General features: G+C 72.4%; 1 pseudogene. It reads right to left on the bottom strand.

The features are described 5' to 3' along the window. Positions 1 to 232 (bottom strand): annotated as a pseudogene (locus KZZ06_RS22305) (IS21 family transposase); the annotation flags it as partial.

Here is a 232-nt window from a genome sequence, read left to right as displayed (position 1 = left end):
CCGAGGAGACGCGCACGCTGACCTGCTCGTAGTCGCACGAGCGCCGCTCGGGCAGTCGCGCCAGGACGGCACGCTCGCTGTCGATGCGCTTGGCCTGGCGGGCGTTGCGGCGTCCGACGAGCTCGTCGACGAAGGTGCGGTAGGCGGTCAGGTCGGGGAAGTCGGTGCTGGTGCGCAGCAGGAGCGCGTCGGCGATGGCCCGCTTGAGATGGCCGTGCGGGCCCTCGACCGA

Origin of the sequence: Sulfitobacter sp. CW3, from assembly GCF_019392245.1 — a bacterium.
Lineage (GTDB): Bacteria > Pseudomonadota > Alphaproteobacteria > Rhodobacterales > Rhodobacteraceae > Sulfitobacter.
This window is presented reverse-complemented; position numbering and strand designations above follow the sequence as displayed.